The following is a 21,105-nucleotide window of genomic DNA, read 5'->3' as shown; positions in this document are numbered from 1 at the left end:
GCGACCGCCTGGGTGCCGTTGCCCTTGTAGAACCATTCCGGCTGCACGCCGGTCTCGCCGGGCTTCGGCTTGCCGTTCTCCAGACCCATGCGGAACATCTTCATGGAATCGGTGAGCGTCTCTTCCGCCGCTTCCGTCGTCTTCCTGTGCATGGAATCGCGGGTGGCGGCGGAGCCGAGATGGGTGAGGCCCGTGCCGGTCAGGTGCAGGTGGGCGGGATCGGGATGGATGATCGGCGCAAGCAGCCGGCCGGCGGCATAGGCGGCCTGCAGATCGATCTCGTCGCCAAGACCCTTCTCCTCGATGACGGCCGCAAGCGAGCGGCCGCTGTTCGCCGCCTCCAGGGCGAGCGCGTGGACGCTTCCCGCCCCCCTGACGGCGCGTGCCGGGCCGCCCTCCTCGCGCACCGCCACCGTGATCGAGCCGTCCTCGTTGCCTATCTGCGAAATCAGCATCCCCGTTTCCTTCCTGCGGGCCCGGCCGGTGGCCAAGCTCCGCCCTTGCCGTGACGCACCCCGTCACAGCGCCGGCCGCCCGGCGGCCAGTCGCGTTGAATTGCAGTCCCTGTGGGCCGGCCGTCTGCCGGTCAGCCCTTGTTCTTGTTGTAGACGTCGAAGAACACGGCGGCGAGCAGCACCAGACCCTTGATGAGCTGCTGATAGTCGATGCCGATGCCCATGATCGACATGCCGTTGTTCATGACGCCCATGATGAAGGCGCCGATCACCGCGCCGGTGATCTTGCCGACGCCGCCGGACGCCGAGGCGCCGCCGATGAAACAGGCGGCGATGACGTCGAGCTCGAAGCCGACGCCGGCCTTCGGCGTCGCCGAGTTGAGGCGGGCGGCGATGATCATGCCGGCGAGCGCGGCGAGCGCCCCCATGTTGACGAAGGTGTAGAAGGTGAGCCGCTCGGTGTTGATGCCGGACAGCTTCGCCGCCTTTTCATTGCCGCCCATGGCGTAGATGCGCCGGCCGATCGTCGTGCGCGTCGTCACGAAGGTGTAGAGCGCGATCAAGAGGCCCATGACGACGAGCACGTTCGGCAGGCCGCGATAGGTCGAGAGCTGGAAGCCGAGGAAGATCGCCACCGCGCCGATGACGCCCATCTGCACGACGAAGAAGCCGAAGGGCTCGTTCTCGGTCTCGTGCAGCGTGTTGAGCCGGCGCTCGCGCAGGCCCGCATAGACCGCGTAGCCGACGAGCAGCAGCACGGCGACGAGCGCGACGTAGTTCTTGACGACGCTGGTCGCGGGATCGGTGAAGGACAGGAAATCCGGGATGAAGCCGGTGGAGAGCACCTGGAATTCCTTCGGGAACGGACCGACCGGGCGGCCGCCGAGCACCACGTAGGTCATGCCGCGGAAGACGAGCATGCCGGCGAGCGTGACGATGAAGGACGGTATCTTCTGGTAGGCCACCCAGTAGCCCTGCGCGGCCCCCATTGCCGCGCCGACGAGGATGCAGGCCGGCACGACGACGATCGCCGGCAGCCCCCATTTCACCAGCATAATCGCCGAGATCGCGCCGATGAAGGCGACGATCGAGCCGACCGACAGGTCGATGTGCCCGGCGACGATGATCAGCAGCATGCCCAGCGCCATGATGACGATGAACGAGTTCTGCAGCACGAGGTTGGTGATGTTGACCGGCCGGAACAGCACGCCGTTGGTGATGATCTGGAAGAAGACCATGATCACCACGAGCGCGACCAGAAGGCCGTACTCGCGGATGTTCTTCCTGAGGTAATCTCCGACCGAAGGCTGGTTTTTCTGGAGCGTCGTGTCGGTGGCCATTAATGTTTCTCCCCCGAGCGCATGATGGCGCGCATGATCGATTCCTGGCTTGCGTCCACCTTGGAAAGCTCGGCCACGATGCGTCCCTCGTTCATGACATAGATGCGATCGCAGGTCCCGAGCAGTTCCGGCATCTCCGAAGAGATCATCAGGATGCCCTTCCCCTCAGCGGCAAGCTGGTTGATGATGGTGTAGATTTCGTATTTCGCGCCGATGTCGATGCCGCGCGTCGGCTCGTCGAGGATCAGCACCTCCGGGCTGGTGAACAGCCATTTCGACAGCACCACCTTCTGCTGGTTGCCGCCCGAGAGGTTGACGGCCTCCTGGTAGATCGAATGCGAGCGGATGCGAAGCTTGGCGCGGTAGTCGGAGGCGACCTTCGCCTCCTGGCGGTCGTCGATGACGGTACCGTTGGAGACGCCCTTGAGGTTGGCGAGCGTCGTGTTGTGCATGATGTTGTTGATCAGCACGAGGCCGAGCTGCTTGCGGTCCTCGGTGACGTAGGCGAGCCCCGCCTTGATCGCCTTCTCGATGGTGGAGACGTCGACTGGCTTGCCGCGCATCGTCACCTCGCCGGTGATCTTGTGGCCCCAGCTCTTGCCGAACAGGCTCATCGCCGTCTCGGTGCGGCCCGCCCCCATCAGGCCGGCGATGCCGACGACCTCGCCGGCGCGCACGTTGAAGGAGACGTCGTGCAGGAACTGGCGGTCGCGGTGCTGCTGGTGGAAGACGTTCCAGTTCTTCACCTCCAGCAGGACCTCGCCGATCTTCGGCTCGCGCGGCGGATAGCGGTCCTCCATCTCGCGGCCGACCATGCCCTTGATGATGCGGTCCTCGGAGATCTCCTCGCCGTGACAGTCCAGCGTCTCGACCGTGCTTCCGTCGCGCAGGATGGTGATCTGGTCGGCGACCTTCTTGATCTCGTTCAGCTTGTGCGAGATGATGATCGAGGTGAGCCCCTGGGCGCGGAATTCCATGAGCAGCTTCAGGAGCGCGTCGGAATCCCGTTCGTTGAGCGAGGCGGTCGGCTCGTCGAGGATCAGCAGGCGCACCTTCTTCGACAGCGCCTTGGCGATCTCCACGAGCTGCTGCTTGCCGACGCCGATGTCGGTGATCAGCGTCGAGGGCGGCTCCTTGAGGCCGACCTTGTCGAGCAGCTCCTGGGTGCGGCGGAAGGTCTTCTGCCAGTCGATGACGCCGTTGCTGGCCACTTCGTTGCCGAGGAAGATGTTTTCCGCGATCGAGAGCAGCGGCACCAGCGCCAGTTCCTGGTGGATGATGATGATGCCGAGGTGCTCGCTGTCGGAGATGGTGGAGAAGCGGCGCACCTCGCCGTCGAAATGGATCTCGCCGTCATAGGAGCCGGCCGGATAGACGCCGGAGAGCACCTTCATGAGCGTGGACTTGCCGGCACCGTTCTCGCCGACGAGCGCATGGATCTCGCCTTCGCGGACCTTCAGGTTGACGTTGTTGAGCGCCTTCACGCCCGGAAACGTCTTCGTGATGCCCCGCATTTCGAGAAGAGTCTTGCTCATCTAACAGCTTCCAGTGGGCCGTCTCCGGCCGTTCTATCGGATGCACCGAGCCTATTCGCTCGGCGATCGAGATGAAAGGGGGTCCGCGCCGTGGCGCGAACCCCGCAGGTTGACGGAACCGATCAATTGTCGATCTGGTCTTCCGTGTAGTAGCCGGCGCCGACGAGGATCTCCTTGGCGTTGGACTTGTCCACGGCGACGGGCTTCAGCAGGTAGGACGGCACGACCTTGACGCCGTTGTCGTAGGTCTTGGTGTCGTTGATCTCCGGCTCCTTGCCCGCGAGGATCGCCTCGACCATGTTGACGGCAACCTTCGCCAGTTCGCGGGTGTCCTTGAAGACCGTCGAGTGCTGCTCGTCGGCGAGGATCGACTTGACCGAGGGCAGCTCCGCGTCCTGGCCGGTGACGACCGGCATCGCCATGTCGCCCGAGCCGTAGCCGACGCCCTTCAGCGCCGACAGGATGCCGATGGACAAGCCGTCATAGGGCGACAGCACACCGTCCACGCGACCGTCCGTGTAGGTCGAGGAGAGCAGGTTCTCCATGCGCGCCTGGGCGACCGCACCGTCCCAGCGCAGCGTGCCGACGGTCTCCATGCCGGTCTGGCCGGACTTGATGACGACGTCGCCGCTGTCGATCAGCGGTTGCAGCACCGACATCGCGCCGTCGTAGAAGAAGAAGGCGTTGTTGTCGTCCGGCGAGCCGCCGAACAGCTCGACGTTCCACGGCTTGGTGTCGGGGAACTTCGCCTTGAGGCCGTCGACGAGGCTGGTCGCCTGCAGCACGCCGACCTGGAAGTTGTCGAAGGTGGCGTAGTAGTCGACATTGCCGGAATCGCGGATGAGACGGTCGTAGGCGATGACCTTCACGCCCGAATCGGCGGCCTTCTGCAGGATGTCGGAGAGCGTCGTGCCGTCGATCGCGCCGATGACGAGGACCTTGGCGCCCTTCGTGACCATGTTCTCGATCTGCGCGAGCTGGTTCGGGATGTCGTCGTCGGCGAACTGCAGGTCCGGCGTGTAGCCGGCTTCCTGGAACAGCTTTTCCATCGTCTCGCCGTCCGAGATCCAGCGGGTCGAGGTCTTGGTCGGCATCGAGATCCCGACCATGCCCTTGTCCTGGGCGAAGGACGGCGCCACGAACGACGCGACGCTGATGGCAGCGGCGGCGAGAAGCGAAGTGATCATTTTCATTGAAAGGTCTCTCCCTTTTGCTGCACTGGCCGGGATAGCGGCCAGGCGTGATCTGTGCGCGGACGGGATCGTTCGCAGACGACGGTCTCGGCTGGCGGGACATGGGGACCCGCCGGCCCCCTCTCCCAGGATCCCGGCGCACATGGGCGCAAACTCGTATGAATTGCCATAACTGTCAAATGCAATAATCTTCTAATTCGATATCAGAATTGATATAGAATGATCGATATATATTATTTTTGACGGAGAGAACCGTGCGCCTCGACGACACCAATGCCGGCCCGCCGCCGCTCGACGAGGTCGACGACAGCCTGCAGGGCATCAGCCTGCTGCGCAGCGGGCTGAAGCTCAGCCACCTGCGCATGATCGTCGCCATCGAGGAGCTGAAGCAGGTGAGCGCCGCCGCCGACGCGCTTTCCATCTCGCAGCCGGCCGCCTCGCGCATGCTGTCGGAAATGGAGACGATCCTCAAGGCCCCGCTGTGCGAGCGGGTCTCCCGCGGCGTGGCGCTCACGCCCTTCGGCCGCGCCTTCGCGCGGCGCGCGCGCACCATCCTGCTCGAACTGCGCGAGGTCGACCGCGAGCTCTCGGCGCTGAAATCCGGCACCGGCGGCTCGGTCTATCTTGGCTCGGTGACGGCGCCGGCGATCAGCCTCGCCGTGCCGGCGATCCAGCAGGTCAGCGCCGCCTATCCCGGCATCGAGGTGAACGTCCGCGTCGAGACGAGCAACGTGCTCGCCCGCGAGCTGCTCGCCGCCCGGCAGGACTTCATCATCGCCCGCGTGCCGGACGACCTCAACCCGCGCCTCTTCAACGTCACCGAGATCGGCGTCGAGAAGGCCTGCCTGATCGTGCGCAAGGGGCACCCGCTGATGGAAAAGCCGGTGGTCTCGCTCTCCGACCTGCCGGGCTACGACTGGGTCTTCCAGCCGGCCGGCACGCTGCTCCGGCGCCGGATCGAGGAGCTGTTCCTCGCTGCGGGCGTGGCGCTGCCCTCCACCGTCGTCAACACCTCGTCGATCCTGCTCACCACGGCCATCGTCTGCGGCTCGAACGCGATCGCGCCGGTGGCGCGCGACATGGCGGTCTTCATTGCCGACAACGGCGCGCAGGCCGGCGCGATCAGCATCCTCAACACGGACTTCGATATCGACATCAAGCCCTACAGCCTTATCTCCGTGAAAGGCAGGGCGCTCCCGCCGAGCGCCAATCTGCTCTATGATCTGATCCTGCAGCGCAGCCGGATGCTCGCGGCGGACTGAAGCGGCGCCCCGGCGCCATCGGAGAGACCATGTTCGGCCTGACCGTATTCGAATCCGTGCTGGAAAGGCTGAAGGCCGAGGCGCGCCAGGCGGAGGAGGAGGCCGGCGAGGCCCCCGTCGACGACGGCCCCCGCGACGTGCGCGGCCTGCCCGCGGGCTTCGCCGGGCTCGGCTCGGGCGCCACCTTCGCCTCGGGCGCGCAGGCGGCCGCCGCCTATCTCGACCTCGGCGCGGAGCCGTCCGAACCGCCGCCGCCCGCCGATCCGCCGCCCCCACCCGCTCCGCCGCCTCCCCCGCCGCATCTGCTGCGCGTTTCGCCGGAGGAGGTCGCGGCCGATCTCGCGCTCGACGGGCGCGAGAGCGTGGAGGCGCTGCTCGCGCGGCGGCGCGGTTTCGCGCGGGAGAACCACCCCGACCGGGCACCGGCGGAGCTCCGCGCCAACGCGACGCTGCGCATGAAGATCGCCAACATGCTGATCGACGAGACGATCCGGCGGATCGAGACGGAGCGACGCCTCGGACTGAAGCGCTAGAAGCGTAATCGGCTCAGGGCTTCCCGCCGTCCTCCGGCGGCCGGGCGGCCGGATCGGACGGCTTGAAGAACAGGATGAGCTGGGCGAAGGCGTAGGCGGTGACGGCGAGGAAGATCATCCCCCATCCCTCCGCGCCGTTGTAGAATTCGAGCGCCGTCCAGCCCGCGCAGAGCCCGACCAGGAGAAGCCGCACCCAGAGCGGGCGGTAGAACGGATGGTCGGGATCGATGAACTTCATGAACGTCTCCTCGCGCCTCTTTCCGCCTCAATAGGCGGTTTTGCCGCGCGGGAAAACCGTCTTTCGTGAGATCACGGGTCGCCGGCGGCGAGGATGTCGCGGTCCATCGCCGCGAGCGCCCGGTCGAGATGGCCTTCGAGCACGAGGGTCGCCTCCTCCGGCACGACCGAGATCGGCGGCGCGCCGAACAGGCGCACCTCGAGCGACTGGGAAAGCCCCTCCTCCAGCCCGCGCTGCATCAGGTCGAAATAGCGCGTGCCCGGCCCGGTGACGGCGACCGGCATGTTCCCGTAGAGGCTCACCATGCGCGACAGCCCGTGGCCGAGCGCCAGCCCCGCCTGGCGGAAGGCATATTCCGACATGCGGTGGCCCTGGCGGGCGCGCAGCGCGATCTTGTCCATTTCCGAAAGCGGCACGAATTTCGCCGGGATCGTGTCCGGCGGCACCTCGAAGGCGGTGCGCAGGATGCCGTAGAAGCCGGCCGACGCCTCGATGCAGCCCTGCGCGCCGCAGCGGCAGAGCTTGCCGTCGGCCGAGTTCAGCATGTGGCCGAAGTTCGGGGCGGTGACGGCGAGCTCGCCCGTGCGCTCGCGCCGGGCGATGCCGAGGCCGATGCTGTGGCCGAGGGAGAGCGCCGCGAGCGCCGGCACGCCCTCCCCGCCGGACCGCTCCATGCGCGTGGCGAGCGCATGGGCGACCAGCAGCGTCTCGTTGCTGAGGAAGACCTTCGCCCGCCAGCGTCCGGCGAAGAGCGCGGCGAAGTCGATCTGCTGCCCGCCCAGCACCGGCGACCAGACGAGCCGCGCCGTCGCCGGATCGACGAGCCCCTTGCTCGACACCGAGATGACGAGCATCTGCGTCCGGTCGAGCCGCGAGCGCGCGGCGAGCTTGTCGAGCCCTGCAAGCAGCGCCTCGGCGAAGAGCGCGACCGGCCCGCCGGCATGGTCGCGCCCCTCCTCGAACCGGTCGATCAGCGTGCCGGCATAGTCGGCCAGCGAATATTGCACCACGTCGGAGGAGATGCGCACGGCCGCGGCATAGCCCGCCCTCCGCCGCGGCGCGAAGATGACGCGCGGCCGCCCGCGCGTGGCGGCGGCCGGCTGGTCGAGCCGTTCCAGCACGTCGGCGCGCTCCAGCTCGGCGGTGATCGCCGAGACGGTCGCCGACGCGAGGCCGGTATGGCGCGCGATGTCGGTGTGCGAAAGCGGGCCGTGGCGCCGGAGCGCGGCCAGCACGAGGGCGCTGTTCTGCTGACGGACCAGCTCGGTGCTCGACTTCGTCAGCATGACCCTTTTCCGCGCGCCTTCCCGTCCTGCAACACATGCTCCTCCCAAAGCATCTGCCGCGCCGCCGTTCAAGAGCCCGCAAGCCTTGTTGACAGCCCGGAAAAGTTCTGACATCTATTTTCTCGACTGTCGAGAAAAAATTCCCGACCTGTCGGGAGGGGGCATCGAGACAGTGACTCGCAACGCAAAAGTGCAAACGTGAATTCGTGATGGCCGTTTGCCGGGCGGGAGGTTCGCCCGGGCGGCCGTATTCACTCGGGAGGTTAACATGAAGTCCGTTCTGAAATTGATGGCGGGGGTCGCCATCGTCGTTTCCATGCATTCCGCGGTCCAGGCCAAGGACCTGGTGATCGGCGTATCCTGGTCGAACTTCCAGGAGGAGCGCTGGAAAACCGACGAAGCCGCCATCAAGGCAGCGCTCGAGGCTTCCGGCGACAAGTACATCTCGGCCGACGCCCAGTCTTCCGCCGCCAAGCAGCTGACCGACGTGGAATCGCTGATCGCCCAGGGCGCCAACGCGCTGATCGTGCTCGCCCAGGATTCGGAAGCCATCGGCCCGGCGATCGAGAAGGCTGCGGCGGAAGGCATCCCGGTCGTCGGCTACGACCGCCTGATCGAGAACCCGGCCGCCTTCTACATCACCTTCGACAACAAGGAAGTCGGCCGCATGCAGGCCCGCGAGGTCTTCAAGGTGAAGCCGGAAGGCAACTACGTCTTCATCAAGGGCAACTCGGCCGACCCGAACGCGGACTTCCTCTTCGCAGGCCAGCAGGAAGTGCTGAAGGAAGCGATCGACGCCGGCAAGATCAAGAACGTCGGCGAGGCCTATACCGACGGCTGGAAGCCGGAAAACGCTCAGAAGAACATGGAGCAGTTCCTGACGGCGAACGACAACAAGGTCGACGCGGTCGTCGCCTCGAACGACGGCACGGCCGGCGGCGCGATCGCGGCCCTCGCCGCCCAGGGCCTTGCCGGCTCCGTCCCGGTCTCCGGCCAGGACGCCGACCATGCGGCGTTGAACCGCGTCGCCCTCGGCACGCAGACCGTCTCGGTCTGGAAGGACTCGCGCGAGCTCGGCAAGCGCGCCGCCGAGATCGCGGCGGAACTCGCCGGCGGCAAGACCATGGACGAGATCGAGGGCGTCACCACCTTCAACGGCGGCCCGAAGGGCGTCGAGATGAAGTCGGTCTTCCTCGCTCCGCTGCCGATCACCAAGGACAACCTGAACGTCGTCATCGAGGCCGGCTGGATTCCGAAGGAAACCGCCTGCCAGGGCGTTGCCGCCGGCTCGGTCGCGGCCTGCGACTGAGACCCCGTCCGGGATCGACCTGAGGCCCGTCTCCAGGCGCCGCAACGTTCGCGTTGCGGCGCTTGCGCAAGATGGACCGCGGGCGGAGGATGAATGCGGCGACCCATCCGCACGATCGCCCGGCAAGACACGTTCAACAACAACGGGGGGACGGCAAGGCCATGGCCGACATCACCAATACCGCACATGCCAATCGTGCACGGGCGGCGAGCGAGAACCCGGTGAAGCGCTTCTTCCGCGCGACCGAGATCGATACGCGCCTGCTCGGCATGGTGGGCGCCATGCTGATCATCTGGATCGGCTTCAACATCATGTCCGGCGGCCTGTTCCTGACGCCGCGCAACCTCTGGAACCTGTCGGTGCAGACCGCCTCGGTCGCCGTGATGGCGACGGGCATGGTGCTCGTCATCGTCACGCGCAACATCGACCTCTCGGTCGGCTCGATCCTCGGCTTCGTCGGCATGATCATGGGCGTGCTGCAGGCCGAGCTCCTGCCGCAGCTGCTCGGCTTCAACCATCCGGCGACCTGGATCGTCACGCTGCTCGCCGGCCTTCTCCTTGGCGCGGCGATCGGCGCGCTGCACGGCACCATCATCGCATTCCTGAACGTGCCCTCCTTCATCGTCACGCTCGGCGGCCTGCTCGTCTGGCGCGGCGCGACCTGGTTCGTCACGAGCGGTCGCACGGTCGCGCCGATGGACGCCACCTTCCGCCTGATGGGCGGCGGGACGGAAGGCTCGATCGGCTTCACGGCGAGCTGGATCGTCGGGCTGATCGCCTGCGTCGCCATCGTCGCGACCATCATCAACTCGCGCAAACAGCGCAAGCGCTTCGGCTTCCCGCAGCGCCCGATGTGGGCGGAGTATTTCCTGGCGGCGGTCGGCTGCGCGCTGGTGCTCGGCGCCGTCGCCATCGTCAATTCCTATCCCTGGCCCGTGGCCATCGCCCGCCGCTACGCCGACGCCAACGGCATCGAATGGCCGGAAGGCGGCCTGTTCATCGCCCACGGCATCGCCATTCCCGTGCTGATCGCCATCGTCGTCGGCATCATCATGAGCTTCATCTCCACCCGGCTGCGCTTCGGCCGCTACGTCTTCGCGATCGGCGGCAACCCGGAGGCCGCCGAGCTCGCCGGCATCAAGACGCGCTGGGTCACGGTCAAGATCTTCGCGCTGATGGGCATGCTCTGCGCCGTCGCCGCGGCGATCTCCACCGCCCGCCTCAACGCCGCCACCAACGCCCAGGGCGAGCTCGACGAGCTCTACACGATCGCCGCGGCGGTCATCGGCGGCACGTCGCTGTCGGGCGGCATGGGCACGATCGCCGGCGCCATGCTCGGCGCGCTCGTCATGCAGTCGCTGCAGTCGGGCATGGTGCTGGTCGGCATCGACACCCCGTTCCAGCGCATCGTCGTCGGTGTGGTCCTCGTCGTCGCCGTCTGGCTCGACACGATCTACCGCGCGCGCGCCAAGTAAGAGGAGTTCACGCTCATGACGGAAACCCGTACGCCGCTCGTGGAAATGAAGAACATTTCCATCTCCTTCGGCGGCATCCACGCCGTCGACAACGCCTCGGTCGATCTCTATCCCGGCGAGGTGGTGGCGCTGCTCGGCCACAACGGCGCCGGCAAGTCGACGCTGATCAAGATCCTCTCCGGCGCCTACAAGCGCGACGGCGGCGAGATCCTGATCAACGGCGAGCCGGCCGAGATCAACAACCCGCGCGACGCCAAGAAATACGGCATCGAGACGATCTACCAGACGCTCGCCGTCGCCGACAATGTCGACGCCGCCGCCAACCTCTATCTCGGCCGCGAGCTCAGGACCCCTTGGGGCACGCTCGACGACGTGGCGATGGAGGCCAAGGCCCGCGAGGTGATGGGAAGGTTGAACCCAAACTTCCAGCGCTTCAAGGAGCCGGTGAAGGCGCTGTCGGGCGGCCAGCGCCAGTCGGTGGCGATCGCACGCGCCATCCTCTTCGACGCCCGCATCCTGATCATGGACGAGCCGACGGCGGCGCTCGGGCCGCAGGAGACGGCGCAGGTCGGCGAGCTCATCAAGCAGCTCAAGAAGGAGGGCATCGGCATCTTCCTGATCAGCCACGACATCCACGACGTCTTCGACCTCGCCGACCGCGTATCGGTGATGAAGAACGGCCAGGTCGTCGGCCACGCCCGCACCGAGGACGTCACCAAGGACGAGGTGCTCGGCATGATCATCCTCGGCAAGGTGCCGCCGAAGGCGATCCCCGGGCCGGGGGCGATGCAGGTGGCGTGAGAGGCGGAGAGGCGGAGCACAAGCCCCCCTCATCCGCCCTTCGGGCACCTTCTCCCCGATGGGGAGAAGGGGAAGAACGCCAACGCCGCAGTCCCTTCTCCCCTCGGGGAGAAGGTGCCCGAAGGGCGGATGAGGGCCCGGCCCGCCGCCCCTTTCCTTGCCCTTGCCGCCCACCCGGTCCATAAGATTGCGCGATCACCAACGCAGCCGGAACCGGACATGAACCTCAAGGAATTTTCCGCCCGCATCGGCCTGTCGCAGACGACGGTGAGCCGCGCGCTGAGCGGCTATCCGGAGGTGAAGCAGGAGACGCGAGAACGCGTGCTGGCGGCGGCCGAGCGCTTCGGCTACCGGCCGAACGTCAGCGCCCAGCGGCTCGCCACCGGCCGGGCGGGCGCGATCGGCATCGTCTTCCGCGGCGGCGGCCGCTTCGGCCCACATTCGAGCGAGTTCATGGGCGGCCTCTCCACCCGGCTGCAGGAGGACGGCATCGACATCCTCGTCTCCACCGTGGAGGGCGCCGGCGACGAGGAGGCCGCCTACCGGCGGCTCGCCGGCAGCAAGCGCGTCGACGCCGTCGTCCTGCATTCGCCGGCCTGCGAGGACGCGCGCATCCCGCTGCTGCGGACGCTCGGGCTCCCCTTCGTCGTGCACGGGCGCAGCGACACGGCCCTCCCCTTCGCCTATCTCGACATCGACAACCGCGGCGCCATCGCCGCCGCCACGCGCCACCTCGCCGACCTCGGCCACCGCCGCATCGCGCTGATCAACGGCGACACCGTCAGCACCTATGCGCGCGACCGCGACCGCGGCTACCACGCCGTGCTCGCCGAGCGCGGCATCGCCGCCGATCCGGCACTCCTCGGCCACGGCGAATTCACCGACGAGACCGGCTTCCGCCTGATGCAGGCCTTCCTCGCGCTCCCCGCACCGCCGACGGCGGTGATCGCCGGCTCGATGATGTCGGCGCTGGGCGCGATGCGGGCGATCCGCGTCGCCGGGCTCGGCGTGGGCAACGACATCTCGCTTGTCGCCCATGACGACGTCTTCCCCTATCTCAGCCCGGAAAACCTCGTGCCGCCGCTCACCACGACGCAATCGCCGATCCGCGCGGCGGGCGGGCGGATCGGCGACATGGCCCTGCGGCTGCTGCAGGGCGAGCCGGTCGAAAGCCTGCAGGAGGTCTGGCCCGTCGACCTCGTCATCCGCGGCTCGACGGGACCGGCACAGGCCTAAAACATTTCCGCAATGCCGGGCGCGAAACCCCCGCGCACTTTCGGCTGGAACGCTAGACGGCCAGTTCGCGCCGCTCCCGCTCGGTCTCCATGGCGAGGTCGAGGACCCGCTGCAGCTCGGCGGCGTGGCGGAAGCCCGGCTCCACGGCCTCGCCCGCCATGACGGCGGCGGCGAAGCGCTGGTAGTTGGTCGGCACCCTGCCGGCGTCGATCTCGCGCCAGACGGCCCGCTCGACGTCGTCGCCGAGACAGCCGGCGAGCCTCGACCCCTCCGTCGAATGCGTCACCTCCAGCGCGCCCTTGTCGCCGTGGATGCGCAGGCGCAGTTCGTTGAGATGCCCCGTCGCCCAGCGGCTGGCGTGGATCACGCCGAGCGCACCGTTGGAGAAGTCGACCGTCATGGTGAAGCTGTCGTTGGCATCGAGCTGGTATTCGCCGATGCGGTTGTCCGGCGCCTTGTCGAAGGCCTTCATCCGGGCGAAGACGTGCTCCACGTCGCTGCCGGTGCCGTAGCTCGCGAAATCGAGGATGTGGATGCCGACGTCGCCGAGCACGCCGTTCGAGCCGTGCCGGGTGGAAAGCCGCCAGAGCCACTGGCTCTCCGTCGCCCAGTCGCCCCAGGCCTTCGAGACCAGCCAGCTCTGCAGGTAGGAGGCCTCGACATGGCGCACCTTGCCGATCTCGCCGGAAAGCACCATGGCGCGCGCCACCTGCAGCGGCGCGACGTTGCGGTAGGTGAGGTTGACCATGGTGACGAGGCCGGAGGCCTCGGCCGCCAGCGCCATCTCGTCCGCCTTGGCGTAGTTCTCGGCGAGCGGCTTCTCGCACAGCACATGCTTGCCGGCGGCGATCAGGGCCAGCGTCGTCGGATGATGCGCCCGGTCGGGCGTCACGTTGGTGGCGGCATCGAAGCCGTTCCAGGCGATCGCATCCTCGAGCGAGGTGAAGATGTTGGGAATGCCGTGCTTCGTTGCGAAGGCTTCCGCGCGCGACGGGTCGACGTCGACGGCGCCGACCAGCTCGACGCCCTCGACGGCGGAGAAATGGGTGGCATGGGTGTTCGCCATGCCGCCGGTTCCGAGGATGAGAAGACGCATGGTTTTCCTCAGCGGTAGCCGGCTTCACCGGCTTCGTGCAGCCTCGGCCCGCGCTCGACGATGGGCTCGGGCGCCTGTTCGACCGGCACGTTCGGCGCGTCGTGGACCGCCTTGTAGGCGCCCTGCGGGTTGAAGGCCCATTTCACGCCGTTGACGAGCACCTTCTGCACCGTCGCGTCGTGGTAGGTCGGATAGGTCTCGTGGCCGGGGCGGAAATAGAAGATGTTGCCCGCGCCGCGCCGCCAGGTCAGCCCCGAGCGGAACACCTCGCCGCCGGCGAACCACGAGATGAAGACCGTTTCCAGCGGTTCCGGCACGGAGAAGGGCTCGCCGTACATCTCCTCGTTCTCCAGCACGAAGTTCTCGCCGATCCCGTCGGCGATCGGATGGCGCGGGTTGACGACCCAGACGCGCTCGCGCTCGCCGGCCTCGCGCCATTTCAGCGCGCAGGGCGTGCCCATCAGCCGCTTGAAGATCTTCGAGAAATGCCCGGAATGGAGCACGAGGAGGCCCATGCCTTCCCACACGCGCCGGGCGACGCGCTCGACGATTGCGTCCTCCACCGCGCCGTGGTCCGTGTGGCCCCACCAGAGGAGCACGTCGGTCTCGGCAAGCCGCGCCTCGGAAAGCCCGTGCTCGGGCTCCTGCAGGGTCGCGGTTTCGGCGCGAATCGCGGGATCGCGGTTGAGCGCGGCCGCGATCGTGTTGTGCATGCCGTCCGGGTAGATCCCGCGCACGACCGCATTGGTCTGCTCGTGGATGTTCTCACCCCATACAATGGTGCGTATCGCCATGATGCCTTGTCCTTGAGGTTCGCACTCCGGTCGTGAAGCCGCCGGAGCCGAGATTTGAAATCGCTTTCAATTGCCCACGACGGATAAGGCCGGACCGGCCTTTTGACAAGCCGATCTATGGCGCTTTCCGCCGATTTCAATGGAACGTGGATTTCGAGAAGAGGTTCAACACGATCACGCCCGCGACGATGAGCGCGAGGCCGGCGATGGCGGCGGCGTCGAGCTTCTGGCCGAAGACGAAGAAGCCGACGAGCGAGATCAGCACGATGCCGAGCCCGCTCCAGATCGCATAGGCGATGCCGACGGGCACGTAGCGCAGACTCCAGGACAGGAAGAAGAAGGCGACCGCATAGCAGACCACCATCAGGGCGGTCGGACCGGGCCGGGAGAAATGCTGCGCGGCCTGCATCGCCGAGGTGCCGAGCACCTCGAAGACGATGGCGACGACAAGGACGGAATAGACGAGGGCGAGGTTCATGGGGGTCTCCGGCGCGGCCGCGCGCAAGGGTGGAAGAGGATGTCAGGACGGCGAGAGCGCGATCAGCCGCTCCATCATCGCCGCGCGCTGCGCCGGGGTCATCGACGGCGCGCCGAGGAGGTCGGAGAGCCAGATGCCGTCGACGGCATAGCGCACCAGCAACGCGTCGAGGGGGGCCTCGGCCCGCACCTCGGCGCGGCCGTCGACCCAGGAGCGCAGGCGCTCGCGCAGATGCGGCTCGGAAATCATCGCGACCGTGAGCGCCTTCCAGCCCTCCTCCCCCTCCGCCACGCCGCCGGCCGGGAAGCAGACGGCGATATAGGCGCGGGTGAAGCGGCCCTTCTCGACGGGGTCGGCCGCCATCCGCTCGGCAAGCGCCTGGTCGAACCGGTGGGCGAGATCGTCGAACAGGCCGTCGAGCAGCGCCAGCTTGTTGGGGAAATGGTGGAGCAGCCCGCCCTTGCTGACACCGGCCGCCTGCGAGACCGCGTCGAGCGTCACGCCCGCCGGCCCCTTTTCCAGAAGCAGCCGCGCCGTCTCCGCCAGCACCTCGCGGCGGACGGCTTCCGGATGCTTCCTGCGGTTGCGGCTGTTGCTCATGCCGAAACATACCGTCCGGACGGTTTGTCGTCAATCGCGGCCTCGGCCCGGAGACGCTTCGTCGCAGCGGCGCGCGCCCCGTTGCGGCCGGCCGCGCCGGGCGCTAAGACCCGAAGGAACGGGGACGAGGGGCGATGTCCGGCGACGACGGCGAGAAGACGACCACGCTCTACGAGGCGATCGGCGGCGATCCCGCCGTACGCGCATTGACGCGGCGTTTCTACGAGCTGATGGACAGCCTGCCGGAGGCCGCGCGCTGCCGCGCCGTCCATCCGCCGGACCTTTCCGGCAGCGAGGAGAAGCTCTACGAATATCTCACCGGCTGGCTCGGCGGCCCGCCGCTCTACACCGAGAAGCGCGGCCATCCGATGCTGCGCCGCCGCCATTTCGCGGCCCCCATCGGCCCGGCCGAACGCGACGAGTGGCTGCTCTGCTTCACCCGCGCCCTGGAGGAGACGGTCGCGAGCGAGGGCCTGCGCAGGATCATCCTCGAGCCGGTGACGCGGCTCGCCCATCACATGCAGAACCAGGAACAGACCCCATGACCTCTTCGACGCGCTCGCTGACGCTCCTTGCCGCCGGCCTGATGGGCTTTGCCGGCGTGGCCACCGCGGCCGCCGCCTCGCACGGCGCCGATCCGCGGCTGATGGCCGGCGCCTCCGCCATGTGCCTGGCGCATGCGCCGGCCCTGGTGGCGCTCTACGCCGCCTGGCCGACGATGCGCACGGCGCCGGCCGCCGCCCTGCTGCTCACGCTCGGAACGGCGCTCTTCGCCGGCGACCTCGTCTTCCGCCACTGGAGCGGCCACGGGTTCTTCCCCATGTCCGCGCCGACCGGCGGCGTCACGACGATGCTCGGATGGCTGGCGGTGGCGGCGGGCGCCTTCCTGCGGCGCGGCTAGAGCCTCCTGCGGGCACCCATCTGGACGCGCGGCGCTCTGAGCCAGCCGGCAGAGCGGGTCAGCCCTGCGGAATCCTGCCGAAGCGCAGGAGGTTGCCGTGCGGATCGTGGACATAGAATTCCTCCATGTTCCAGGGCCGCACGGTCATCGGCGACAGGCGGGCGATGCCGCGCGTGGAAAATTCCGCGTGGAGCGCGCCGATGCCGCCGCCGCGCAGATAGACCGACGTCGCCTCGCAGAGCCGGCGGTCGTCGGTCAGCCAGAAATGCGGTTCCATGCCGGCCGTGCGCCGGAGGATGAGATAGGCTTCGTCCCGGTGCACGATCTCCGCGAAGCCGAGCTTTTCGGTGTAGAACGCAAGCGTCTCGCCGAGGTCGAGCGACGGCAGGACGGGCAGGACCTCGATGCGGTCGGGATCGTCCCACGCCGCCGTCATGCGCCCTCGACGACGCTGAAGCCCTCGAACTTCGGATGGCCGACATACATGGGCTTGCGGTCGCCGGCGCTGCGGTGCGCCTGGCGGAAATTCTCCGAGGTCGTCCAGTTGACGAAGTCCTCCTTGCGCGCCCAGACCGTGTGGGAGGCGAACAGCGTGTAACCCTCGTCCGCCACCGTTTCCCCGCGCAGGAGATGGAAGGACTGGAAGCCCGGCATCTCGGCAAGGCTCGTGTCCCTGTTCTTCCAGACATCCTCGAAGGCCTCTTCCTGGCCGACGGCGACGTGGAAACGGTTCATGGCGATAAACATGGAAAGACCTCGATCTGTCAGCGCGATTCCCGCCGCGCGCGGTGCGGCGCGGCCAGAGGGAAAGCTACGACATTGTCGTTGCGCGCTTCAAGAGGCGTTTCCGTTTCGAAGGCGGGCGTGCGGGCCGGCGGGCGGACATGCCGCACCGGAAACTCCGTCACGTTGGGTGCCTCCATCATCGCCGCACGGCGCGTCAGCAGGGCGTAGAGCTCCGGCACGAGGCCGTCGCCGTTCTGCTGGGCGAGCTTGTGCAGGCCGATCATCATGAAGGCCTCGGGTCTTTCGTCATTCACTGGAGGGGATCTCCCTGGCTGAGTGTCTGCAGGGCGCGCTCGAAGGAGGACTTGCTGCCGTTGCGCAGCGGCACGAAGGCCTTCTCCCACTTCTTGCAGCCCGTCTTCACGCGGATGCAGGCATCATGGCTAATACAGTCGATCGGGCAGAAGACGCAGTCGACCGAGGGGAGCACGTTGTCGATGCGCGAGACCGCCTCGCGCAGACCGCCGTCGTGGTGGATGAGGTTGGCGCCGTAGGCGCTGGCGATCTGGCGCAGGTGCGCCACCTGGCAATCGCGCCCGCCGACATAGAGGAAGCTGCGCCCCTCGAGCGCCGCCTTGCTTTCCGGCGTCTGGGCCGCGTCGCGTTCCCTCGCCTGCTGCTGCCTGTGCTTCTCGCGCATCGCCTTCCTCTCCGCTTCGCCGGTCCGGCGCTTGATCCTCGTGACTTCCACGCTGCGCGGCTCCTGCGGCGCCCGCGCCTCCGGCCGGGCCGCGATGGCGGCCGGGGCTGCCGGCACGCCGCCCTGAAGCTGGCGCTTCAGCGCGACCACCTGGCGCTCGAGGTCCGCGATGCGCCTGTCGCGCTCGGCGATCGCCGCCTTCAAGACCGCTTCCATGCGGCCTGCAGTCATTCCATTCATGCAGCATCCCCCTTGGCACTCCGCGATGCGTGCGGAGCCTCAGTTCGGCTGCAACCTACAAAACTTGATTTTCAGAGTAAAGTATAAACATGACTATCCCAGTCATATTTATCGGCAAAAAATCCCGCCGGGCGACGGCACGGCGGGAAAAGATGTCCTGACGCGATTGCGGGCGCGAAACCGCGGTGCGCTCCGGCCGGGTTCGTTCTTTCAGTTGAAGACGATCGGCACGCTGAAGGCCCAGGACGAGCGCCCGGCCCCCTCGGGGATCTTCGCGAAGGGCGCGGCGCGGCGCACCGAATCGAGCGCGGCCTTGTCGAGCTCGGGCTGGCCGGAGCTGCGGGCGACGCGGATGCCGCTCGCATCCCCGCCCGCGCCGACGACGAAGCTCACGACCACGCTGCCGCGCCCGCCGCCGGAGACGCGCCGCTTGGCGCGGTTGATCTTGTTGCGGACCTTGCCCGGATAATTGCTGACGGCGGCATTGCCGGCGGTGGACGAATTGCCCTTCTTCTGGCCGCCGAGCGAGGCGGTCTTGACGTCGGCGGAGCCGTCGACCTGCCCCCTGGAGGCGGTCTGCTTCGACTGGCCCTTCTCGCCGGCCTTCCTCACCGGCTTCTTCTTTTTCTTCGGCTCGGGCTTCTCGGCCTTCTTGACCGGCTCTTCCTTCTTCACCTCGGGAACCGGCTTGATCTCCTCCTCCGGCATGATCTCCGGCTTGATCTCGGGAATCGGGATCGCGGCGATCTCCACCTCGGCCGACGGCACGACGACCTCCTCGACGGGCTCGGAGACGAGCGGCTCGACGTCCGTCGGCGTCACGGTCTCGACCGGCTCGGGCTCGACCTCGTCCGGCCGGATCTCCGCCACTTCCTGCGGGGTCGGCTGGGTGACGTCGGGCTCGACCACCTCGGGCGTGATCGTGTCCTCGGGATTGCCGGCCTCGACCGCCTCGAAGGCGCTGTTGCCGAGCATGGCCACTTCCGCTACCACGCCGCCGGCGATCAGCGCCTCGTCTTCCTGCGGCGGCGGCGACATCGTCAGGATCGCGGCAGCTCCTGCATGCGCCAGCAGCGAGATCACGACCGCACCGCCCCAGAGCCACTTGCTTCCAGCCATCACGTCACCCGTCATTCCATTTCCGGGGCACGCGCCTCATGCGCGCGCCGTTCACTCAGCCTTCGAGGCCGGCGGTCGCCTTCGACCGCGTCACGATGCCGTCCATGCAACGGCCCTTGTCGATCCCCTCGCCCTCGCAGACCGGGGCGTCGTTGATCAGAAGGTTCTTCACGTTCTCGCAGGCGATCCCCGGCACGTCGAACTGGCGCACCTTGGACTTGCCGGCCGGCAGGTCGCGGAAGTCGAGCAGCGCTAGGCGCTCCACCGTGCCCTTGTCGTTGAAGATCACGAACTCGAAGGAGACCTTCGACACGCCCTCGGCCAGCCTGTTGCCCGCGACGAAGGTGAACTTGCACCCCTTCTGCGACGATTCGAGGGCATTGAGCTCGATTTCGAGCCCCTTGGCCGCCGACGCCTCCTGCGCCGGGGCACCGCCGGCGGCGGCAATGCAGAACATGGCGGTAAGCAGAAGCGTGCGTGGGGTCATGGGTTCGCCTGTCTCAAATGTCCATCCGGGCCGGCCGTCCCCGCAGAGAATTAACACGAGTTTACCGCGCCGGTATTGCGTGCATAGGTAAATATGAGTAAGGAAGTCAAGATAGTACGCCCCAAATTCCCGGCAACCCCCTGTTCCGAAAACAAAATTCGTTGACGGAAAAGTGCGGCCCGGGAATGCGGCGGCAGGTCCAGTTTCATTCAAGGTCACGCCATGTCAAACACGCCCCGCCCGACGCCCGCCGAGATCCGCGCCTTCCGTGCCGAAAACCCGAAGATGCGCGAGCGCGACATCGCCGCCCAGCTCGGCATTTCCGAAGCCGCCCTCGTCGCCGCCGAAGTGGGCCTCACGGCCGTGCGCATCGACGGCGGCGCGAACCGCTTCCTGGAGCGCGCCGAGGCGCTCGGCGAGGTCATGGTGCTCACGCGCAACGAGAGCGCCGTGCACGAGAAGATCGGCGTCTTCGAGAAGATCGAGACCGGCAAGCACGCCTCGATCGTGCTCGGCGAGAACGTCGACCTGCGCATCTTTCCCACCCGCTGGGCGCACGGCTTCGCCGTGACGAAGACCGACGGCGAGACCGTCCGCCGCAGCCTGCAGTTCTTCGACAAGGCCGGCAACGCCGTGCACAAGGTGCACCTGCGCCCGGCTTCCGATCTCGAGGCCTACGAGGCGATCGTCGCCGACTTCCGCCTCGACGACCAGTCGCAGGACTTCGTCGAGGTCGTCACCGAGAAGGTGAACGACACAGGCCCCGTCGACGTGGCGGCGCTGCGCGCCGAATGGAGCGCGATGACCGACACCCACCAGTTCTTCGGCATGCTGCGCAAGCTGAAGATCGCCCGGCAGGACGCCGTGCGCAGCGTCGGCGAGGATTTCGCCTGGCAGGTGCGCGCCGACGCCGTGGGCGACATGATGCGCAGCGCCGCCGAGAACGACACGCCGATCATGTGCTTCGTTGGCAACGACGGCTGCATCCAGATCCACACCGGCCCGGTGAAGAACATCCAGCCGATGGGGCCGTGGCTCAACGTCATGGACCCGACCTTCCACCTGCACCTGCGCATGGACCACATCGTCGAGTGCTGGGTGGTGCGCAAGCCGACGGCCGACGGCCACGTCACCTCGCTGGAGGCCTATGACGCCAAGGGCGAGATGATCATCCAGTTCTTCGGCCCGCGCAAGGAAGGCATCGCCGAGCGTCCCGAATGGCGCGAAATCCTCGACGGCCTGCCGCGCCCCGACAGCGTCGCCGCCTGAGAACCGGAGCCGTTCCGGCGGCCTTGCGTCCG

The 21,105-nt window shown here is 67.4% G+C and carries 24 protein-coding genes and 1 pseudogene; 9 read left to right on the top strand and 16 right to left on the bottom strand.

The window, feature by feature from the left end:
• From NNZ72_RS08280 to chvE, 4 genes and pseudogenes are all read right to left on the bottom strand, one after another.
• Positions 1-455: pseudogene (locus NNZ72_RS08280) on the bottom strand (GguC protein); the annotation flags it as partial.
• A gap of 131 nt (positions 456-586) precedes the next feature.
• On the bottom strand, positions 587-1,795 hold the full coding sequence (mmsB, locus tag NNZ72_RS08275; protein ID WP_257314803.1) for a multiple monosaccharide ABC transporter permease: 1,209 nt from the start codon (positions 1,793-1,795) through the stop codon (positions 587-589).
• Complete coding sequence (gene mmsA / locus NNZ72_RS08270; protein ID WP_257314802.1) at positions 1,795-3,330, bottom strand: multiple monosaccharide ABC transporter ATP-binding protein; 1,536 nt, start codon at positions 3,328-3,330, stop codon at positions 1,795-1,797. Before mmsA ends, mmsB begins: the two co-directional genes overlap by 1 nt.
• Positions 3,331-3,452: 122 nt before the next feature.
• Positions 3,453-4,523 (bottom strand): multiple monosaccharide ABC transporter substrate-binding protein, encoded by a 1,071-nt coding sequence (gene chvE, locus NNZ72_RS08265; RefSeq protein WP_257314801.1) that lies wholly within the window; start codon positions 4,521-4,523, stop codon positions 3,453-3,455.
• 311 nt (positions 4,524-4,834) lie between these two features.
• Between chvE and NNZ72_RS08260 the strand changes: the two genes are divergently transcribed.
• Together NNZ72_RS08260 and NNZ72_RS08255 are read left to right on the top strand one after the other, a co-directional pair.
• A complete protein-coding gene (locus NNZ72_RS08260) occupies positions 4,835-5,785 on the top strand; it encodes a LysR family transcriptional regulator (RefSeq protein ID WP_257314815.1) in 951 nt (316 codons plus the stop codon).
• Between the two features lie 29 nt (positions 5,786-5,814).
• Entirely contained in the window at positions 5,815-6,318 is a 504-nt protein-coding gene (locus NNZ72_RS08255) for a hypothetical protein (RefSeq protein WP_257314800.1), read from the top strand.
• A gap of 13 nt (positions 6,319-6,331) precedes the next feature.
• Here the strand turns inward: NNZ72_RS08255 and NNZ72_RS08250 are convergent, their stop codons facing one another.
• Entirely contained in the window at positions 6,332-6,556 is a 225-nt protein-coding gene (locus NNZ72_RS08250) for a hypothetical protein (RefSeq protein ID WP_257314799.1), read from the bottom strand.
• Between the two features lie 71 nt (positions 6,557-6,627).
• Positions 6,628-7,842 (bottom strand): ROK family transcriptional regulator, encoded by a 1,215-nt coding sequence (locus tag NNZ72_RS08245; protein ID WP_257314798.1) that lies wholly within the window; start codon positions 7,840-7,842, stop codon positions 6,628-6,630.
• A 268-nt stretch (positions 7,843-8,110) separates the two neighbouring features.
• On the opposite strand from NNZ72_RS08245, the gene xylF reads away from it, so the two are divergent.
• From xylF to NNZ72_RS08225, 4 genes are all read left to right on the top strand, one after another.
• Positions 8,111-9,151 (top strand): D-xylose ABC transporter substrate-binding protein, encoded by a 1,041-nt coding sequence (gene xylF / locus NNZ72_RS08240; protein WP_257314797.1) that lies wholly within the window; start codon positions 8,111-8,113, stop codon positions 9,149-9,151.
• Positions 9,152-9,312: 161 nt separating this feature from the next.
• Positions 9,313-10,626: a sugar ABC transporter permease gene (locus NNZ72_RS08235; protein WP_257314796.1), complete on the top strand. Its 1,314-nt coding sequence runs from the start codon at positions 9,313-9,315 to the stop codon at positions 10,624-10,626.
• Positions 10,627-10,641: 15 nt separating this feature from the next.
• A complete protein-coding gene (locus NNZ72_RS08230) occupies positions 10,642-11,427 on the top strand; it encodes an ATP-binding cassette domain-containing protein (RefSeq protein WP_257314795.1) in 786 nt (261 codons plus the stop codon).
• 219 nt (positions 11,428-11,646) lie between these two features.
• Positions 11,647-12,663 (top strand): LacI family DNA-binding transcriptional regulator, encoded by a 1,017-nt coding sequence (locus tag NNZ72_RS08225; RefSeq protein WP_257314794.1) that lies wholly within the window; start codon positions 11,647-11,649, stop codon positions 12,661-12,663.
• Positions 12,664-12,715: 52 nt separating this feature from the next.
• On the opposite strand, the gene NNZ72_RS08220 is transcribed toward NNZ72_RS08225, so the two are convergent.
• The 4 genes from NNZ72_RS08220 to NNZ72_RS08205 form a co-directional block, all read right to left on the bottom strand.
• Positions 12,716-13,759: a Gfo/Idh/MocA family protein gene (locus NNZ72_RS08220; protein WP_257314793.1), complete on the bottom strand. Its 1,044-nt coding sequence runs from the start codon at positions 13,757-13,759 to the stop codon at positions 12,716-12,718.
• Between the two features lie 8 nt (positions 13,760-13,767).
• On the bottom strand, positions 13,768-14,553 hold the full coding sequence (locus NNZ72_RS08215) for a ThuA domain-containing protein (protein ID WP_257314792.1): 786 nt from the start codon (positions 14,551-14,553) through the stop codon (positions 13,768-13,770).
• 136 nt (positions 14,554-14,689) lie between these two features.
• Complete coding sequence (locus tag NNZ72_RS08210) at positions 14,690-15,031, bottom strand: DMT family transporter (RefSeq protein ID WP_257314791.1); 342 nt, start codon at positions 15,029-15,031, stop codon at positions 14,690-14,692.
• A 42-nt stretch (positions 15,032-15,073) separates the two neighbouring features.
• Entirely contained in the window at positions 15,074-15,631 is a 558-nt protein-coding gene (locus tag NNZ72_RS08205) for a TetR/AcrR family transcriptional regulator (protein WP_257314790.1), read from the bottom strand.
• Between the two features lie 134 nt (positions 15,632-15,765).
• Here NNZ72_RS08205 and NNZ72_RS08200 point away from each other — a divergent pair, with 134 nt between their 5' ends.
• Positions 15,766-16,176 carry a group II truncated hemoglobin gene (locus NNZ72_RS08200; protein ID WP_257314789.1) on the top strand — a complete coding sequence of 137 codons (411 nt, stop codon included), beginning with the start codon at positions 15,766-15,768 and terminating at the stop codon, positions 16,174-16,176.
• The gene (locus NNZ72_RS08195; RefSeq protein WP_257314788.1) at positions 16,173-16,532 is read left to right on the top strand and encodes a DUF423 domain-containing protein; all 360 of its coding nucleotides are present in this window, start codon (positions 16,173-16,175) and stop codon (positions 16,530-16,532) included. The genes NNZ72_RS08200 and NNZ72_RS08195 overlap by 4 nt, the downstream gene beginning before the upstream one ends.
• Positions 16,533-16,590: 58 nt before the next feature.
• Here NNZ72_RS08195 and NNZ72_RS08190 read toward each other — a convergent pair whose 3' ends face one another.
• The 6 genes from NNZ72_RS08190 to NNZ72_RS08165 form a co-directional block, all read right to left on the bottom strand.
• Complete coding sequence (locus NNZ72_RS08190; protein ID WP_257314787.1) at positions 16,591-16,968, bottom strand: bleomycin resistance protein; 378 nt, start codon at positions 16,966-16,968, stop codon at positions 16,591-16,593.
• A complete protein-coding gene (hmuQ, locus tag NNZ72_RS08185) occupies positions 16,965-17,279 on the bottom strand; it encodes a heme-degrading protein HmuQ (RefSeq protein WP_257314786.1) in 315 nt (104 codons plus the stop codon). Before hmuQ ends, NNZ72_RS08190 begins: the two co-directional genes overlap by 4 nt.
• A gap of 17 nt (positions 17,280-17,296) precedes the next feature.
• A complete protein-coding gene (locus NNZ72_RS08180) occupies positions 17,297-17,572 on the bottom strand; it encodes a hypothetical protein (protein ID WP_257314785.1) in 276 nt (91 codons plus the stop codon).
• Positions 17,569-17,958, bottom strand: a complete 390-nt coding sequence (locus tag NNZ72_RS08175; RefSeq protein ID WP_257314814.1) for a DUF2325 domain-containing protein — start codon at positions 17,956-17,958, stop codon at positions 17,569-17,571. Before NNZ72_RS08175 ends, NNZ72_RS08180 begins: the two co-directional genes overlap by 4 nt.
• Positions 17,959-18,408: 450 nt before the next feature.
• Positions 18,409-19,317 (bottom strand): energy transducer TonB family protein, encoded by a 909-nt coding sequence (locus tag NNZ72_RS08170; RefSeq protein ID WP_257314784.1) that lies wholly within the window; start codon positions 19,315-19,317, stop codon positions 18,409-18,411.
• Between the two features lie 55 nt (positions 19,318-19,372).
• A complete protein-coding gene (locus NNZ72_RS08165; RefSeq protein ID WP_257314783.1) occupies positions 19,373-19,804 on the bottom strand; it encodes a hypothetical protein in 432 nt (143 codons plus the stop codon).
• Between the two features lie 222 nt (positions 19,805-20,026).
• Between NNZ72_RS08165 and NNZ72_RS08160 the strand changes: the two genes are divergently transcribed.
• Positions 20,027-21,073: a hemin-degrading factor gene (locus NNZ72_RS08160; protein WP_257314782.1), complete on the top strand. Its 1,047-nt coding sequence runs from the start codon at positions 20,027-20,029 to the stop codon at positions 21,071-21,073.
• The last annotated feature ends 32 nt before the right edge of the window (positions 21,074-21,105 follow it).

Origin of the sequence: Shinella pollutisoli, from assembly GCF_024609765.1 — a bacterium.
GTDB lineage: Bacteria > Pseudomonadota > Alphaproteobacteria > Rhizobiales > Rhizobiaceae > Shinella > Shinella pollutisoli.
Note: the sequence above shows the minus strand (reverse complement) of the source record. Positions and strands in the feature narration are given on the sequence as shown.

Excerpts from the sequence above, each read along its gene's own strand:
- mmsB (WP_257314803.1), bottom strand. The coding sequence starts at position 1,795 with ATGGCCACCGACACGACGCTCCAGAAAAACCAGCCTTCGGTCGGAGAT.
- mmsA (WP_257314802.1), bottom strand. The coding sequence starts at position 3,330 with ATGAGCAAGACTCTTCTCGAAATGCGGGGCATCACGAAGACGTTTCCG.
- chvE (WP_257314801.1), bottom strand. The coding sequence starts at position 4,523 with ATGAAAATGATCACTTCGCTTCTCGCCGCCGCTGCCATCAGCGTCGCG.
- NNZ72_RS08255 (WP_257314800.1), top strand. The coding sequence starts at position 5,815 with ATGTTCGGCCTGACCGTATTCGAATCCGTGCTGGAAAGGCTGAAGGCC.
- NNZ72_RS08250 (WP_257314799.1), bottom strand. The coding sequence starts at position 6,556 with ATGAAGTTCATCGATCCCGACCATCCGTTCTACCGCCCGCTCTGGGTG.
- NNZ72_RS08245 (WP_257314798.1), bottom strand. The coding sequence starts at position 7,842 with ATGCTGACGAAGTCGAGCACCGAGCTGGTCCGTCAGCAGAACAGCGCC.
- xylF (WP_257314797.1), top strand. The coding sequence starts at position 8,111 with ATGAAGTCCGTTCTGAAATTGATGGCGGGGGTCGCCATCGTCGTTTCC.
- NNZ72_RS08235 (WP_257314796.1), top strand. The coding sequence starts at position 9,313 with ATGGCCGACATCACCAATACCGCACATGCCAATCGTGCACGGGCGGCG.
- NNZ72_RS08230 (WP_257314795.1), top strand. The coding sequence starts at position 10,642 with ATGACGGAAACCCGTACGCCGCTCGTGGAAATGAAGAACATTTCCATC.
- NNZ72_RS08225 (WP_257314794.1), top strand. The coding sequence starts at position 11,647 with ATGAACCTCAAGGAATTTTCCGCCCGCATCGGCCTGTCGCAGACGACG.
- NNZ72_RS08220 (WP_257314793.1), bottom strand. The coding sequence starts at position 13,759 with ATGCGTCTTCTCATCCTCGGAACCGGCGGCATGGCGAACACCCATGCC.
- NNZ72_RS08215 (WP_257314792.1), bottom strand. The coding sequence starts at position 14,553 with ATGGCGATACGCACCATTGTATGGGGTGAGAACATCCACGAGCAGACC.
- NNZ72_RS08210 (WP_257314791.1), bottom strand. The coding sequence starts at position 15,031 with ATGAACCTCGCCCTCGTCTATTCCGTCCTTGTCGTCGCCATCGTCTTC.
- NNZ72_RS08205 (WP_257314790.1), bottom strand. The coding sequence starts at position 15,631 with ATGAGCAACAGCCGCAACCGCAGGAAGCATCCGGAAGCCGTCCGCCGC.
- NNZ72_RS08200 (WP_257314789.1), top strand. The coding sequence starts at position 15,766 with ATGTCCGGCGACGACGGCGAGAAGACGACCACGCTCTACGAGGCGATC.
- NNZ72_RS08195 (WP_257314788.1), top strand. The coding sequence starts at position 16,173 with ATGACCTCTTCGACGCGCTCGCTGACGCTCCTTGCCGCCGGCCTGATG.
- NNZ72_RS08190 (WP_257314787.1), bottom strand. The coding sequence starts at position 16,968 with ATGACGGCGGCGTGGGACGATCCCGACCGCATCGAGGTCCTGCCCGTC.
- hmuQ (WP_257314786.1), bottom strand. The coding sequence starts at position 17,279 with ATGTTTATCGCCATGAACCGTTTCCACGTCGCCGTCGGCCAGGAAGAG.
- NNZ72_RS08175 (WP_257314814.1), bottom strand. The coding sequence starts at position 17,958 with ATGCGCGAGAAGCACAGGCAGCAGCAGGCGAGGGAACGCGACGCGGCC.
- NNZ72_RS08170 (WP_257314784.1), bottom strand. The coding sequence starts at position 19,317 with ATGGCTGGAAGCAAGTGGCTCTGGGGCGGTGCGGTCGTGATCTCGCTG.
- NNZ72_RS08165 (WP_257314783.1), bottom strand. The coding sequence starts at position 19,804 with ATGACCCCACGCACGCTTCTGCTTACCGCCATGTTCTGCATTGCCGCC.
- NNZ72_RS08160 (WP_257314782.1), top strand. The coding sequence starts at position 20,027 with ATGTCAAACACGCCCCGCCCGACGCCCGCCGAGATCCGCGCCTTCCGT.